The 2,790-nt window shown below is 67.2% G+C and carries 3 protein-coding genes; all 3 read right to left on the bottom strand.

Annotated elements, in window-relative coordinates; all coding sequences use genetic code 11:
• The coding region (locus EN984_RS29635; RefSeq protein WP_206517508.1) for an FAD binding domain-containing protein at positions 1 to 302 on the bottom strand (302 nt) is incomplete at its 3' end.
• On the bottom strand, positions 299 to 778 hold the full coding sequence (locus EN984_RS29630) for a (2Fe-2S)-binding protein (RefSeq protein WP_127267453.1): 480 nt from the start codon (positions 776 to 778) through the stop codon (positions 299 to 301). The genes EN984_RS29630 and EN984_RS29635, both read right to left, overlap by 4 nt.
• Positions 779 to 1,009: 231 nt before the next feature.
• On the bottom strand, positions 1,010 to 2,790 hold a 1,781-nt coding region (locus EN984_RS29625; RefSeq protein ID WP_127384159.1), incomplete at its 5' end, for a molybdopterin cofactor-binding domain-containing protein.

Raw genomic sequence — 2,790 nt, 5'->3', positions numbered from 1 at the left:
GCGATTTTCCCCGCCTGCAACAGGGCTTCGGAGACGGCTGGGAAGTGGATCTTGATGTCGGCATGGTCGGCGACACGGCTCATCCTGGCCAGCGCGCCGATGGTGGCGCCGCGTTCATTCATCTCGATCCTGTCCAACCCCTTGAGATGGGTGATGTCGACCAGCGTCTCGGGCTCGGCGACGCCGCATTTGGCGAGGTCGATCAGCGTGGTGCCGCCGGCGAGCAGCATGGCGCCGGGCAGGGCGGCCGCCTGGCGTGCCGCAGCGAGCGAATTGGCGCGCACATAGGAAAAATCCCTCATGATGCAGCCTCCAATGCTGCCTGGCGGACAGCGGCGACGATGTGCGGATAGGCGCCGCAGCGGCAGAGATTGCCGGCCATGTATTCGCGGATCTCGTCGTCGGAGCCAGCATGGCCCTCACGAATGCAGGCGACCGCCGACATGATCTGGCCCGGCGTGCAATAGCCGCACTGGAAGGCGTCCTGTTCGAGGAAGGCAGCCTGCACGGGATGCATTTCGCCCTCCCGTGCAAGCCCCTCTATGGTGGTGACGGTGCGGCCTTCGGCTTGGGCGGCCAACGTCAGGCAGGCCAGCACGCGCTCGCCGTCGACATGCACGGTGCAGGCGCCGCACTGGCCGTGGTCGCAGCCCTTCTTGGTTCCGGTCAGGCCGAGGCGGTCGCGCAAGGCATCGAGCAGCGTGACGCGCGGCTCGAGTTGCAGATCGTGATGACGGCCGTTGATATCGAGATGAACTGGGATTGTTGTTTTTGTCATGGGCGCCTGGCTCCAGTTGCTTGACGCGAAGTCGGTTGATCTCATGGTGGGCCGGCGGGGGACCTGGCGCCCGCTGTCCGGCCCTTCGCTGTCGCTCCGGACCTTCGGGCGTTCGGCCCTTTTAAAAGGCCCACTGGACCTTTTGATCCGCCCGAAGGCGGACCGGGCCTTCACCGTTCGTCGGACGGGAAGCCGAGCAATTGGCTTCCCGTCCGCTAGGCGGATCTCACCTCACCCCAGCAGGTCTTCGATGCGGATCGGAAAGCGCCGCGGCCGCACGCCGGTCGCATGCCAGACCGCATTGGCGACGGCGCCGGCCGTGCCGGTGATGCCGATTTCGCCGACCCCCTTGATGCCGAGTGCGTTGACGTGAGGGTCGTCCTCGTGGACCAGCAGCGCCTCGACCGACGGAACGTCGGCATTCACCGGGACATGATATTCGGCGAGGTTGGCATTCTGGATCCGGCCAGAGCGCCGGTCGGTGATGGCTTCCTCATGCAGCGCGAACGAGACGCCCCAGATCATGCCGCCATAATACTGGCTGCGCACCAGCCTGGGATTGATGACCCGCCCGGCGGCGAACGCGCCGACCAGCCTTGTGACACGGATCTGGCCGAAATCCGGATCGACCTTCACCTCGGCGAACACGGCGCCATGCGCGTGCTTGGCATAGGTTTCCTGGGATGCCGGGTCCGCAGCGCCCTTGCCATGGCCCTCGATCTCGGTGAGGCCCGCGCGCGTGAGGATTTCGGCATAGCTTTCACCGCGGCTTTCATCGTCGCGCCGATAGAGGCGACCGCCGCGCGCCAGCACGCCTTCATTGCCGGCGCCGTAGAGCGGTGAGTGCTCGTCACCGGTGGCGAGATCGGCGAGCCTGGCGATGACGGCGGCACCCGCATTGTGGATCGCCATGCCGGCCGTCGCCGTGTGGCCGGAGCCGCCGGCAATGCCTGCATTGGGCAGATCGGAACTGCCGGCCCTGAAATCGACCTGGTCGATATCCAGTCCCAGTCCGTCGGCGGCGATCTGGGCGAAGGCGGTCCAGGCGCCTTGCCCCATGTCCTGCGCGCCGGTCTCCATCAGGCCGCTGCCATCGCTTCTCAGCACGGCGCGGGCCTCGGCCTGGAACATCAGGGCCGGAAACGTCGCCGTGCCGATGCCCCAGCCGGTCAGGAAACCGTCCGCGTCGCGCATCAGCCGCGGCTGAAGCAGGCGGCTCGCCCAGCCGAACGTCTCGGCCGCTTGCCTGTAGCACTCGCGCAGCGCCTTGGAAGAAAACGGCTTGCCGGTCATGGGCTCGACCTCGGCATAGTTCCGCAGCCGGAACTCCAGCGGGTCCATGCCGCAGGCGTGTGCCGCCTCATCGATGGCGCTTTCGAGTGCGATCGAGCCGGTCGCTTCGCCGGGCGCCCGCATGAACAGCGGGGTGCCGGTGTCCAACCGCACCGCATCGTGCGAGGTGGCGATGGCCGGGCTGGCATAGAGCGTGTGCGAGGCATCCGCCGCCGGTTCGAAGAAATCGTCGAACGTGCTCGACGCAGTCTTGGCGTGATGGTCGAGTGCCGTCAGCCGCCCTTCGCCATCCATGCCCATGCGCAGCGTCTGGCGCGTCGGCGCACGGTGGCCGACCGGGCCGTACATCTGCTCACGCCGCAGCACCAGCTTGACCGGACGGCCAACGAGGCGCGCCGCCAGGATGCCGAGCACCTGCGGCCCGGAGATCATGCCTTTCGAACCGAAGCCGCCACCCAGGAACGGGCTGCGGATGTGGACGTTTTCCGGCGCGATGCCGAACAGGCCGGCGATGCGGCCCTGCGCCATGGCAAGGCCCTGGCTCGGTGTGTCGATCGACAGTGTGTCGCCATCCCAGGCGACGACGATCGCATGCGGCTCCATGGCGTTGTGGTACTGGGCCGGCGTCTCGTAGGTGGCTTCGATCCGCGTCTTTGCGGATTTGAGGCCGGCCTCGACATCGCCCTTGTGCTGCACGGCCGGACCGCCGACACCGACAC

Origin of the sequence: Mesorhizobium sp. M7A.F.Ca.CA.004.12.1.1 (assembly GCF_003997835.1) — a bacterium.
GTDB lineage: Bacteria > Pseudomonadota > Alphaproteobacteria > Rhizobiales > Rhizobiaceae > Mesorhizobium.
Note: the sequence above shows the minus strand (reverse complement) of the source record. Positions and strands in the feature narration are given on the sequence as shown.

Coding starts and splice junctions, on each gene's coding strand:
- EN984_RS29630 (WP_127267453.1), bottom strand. CDS start 778: ATGACAAAAACAACAATCCCAGTTCATCTCGATATCAACGGCCGTCAT.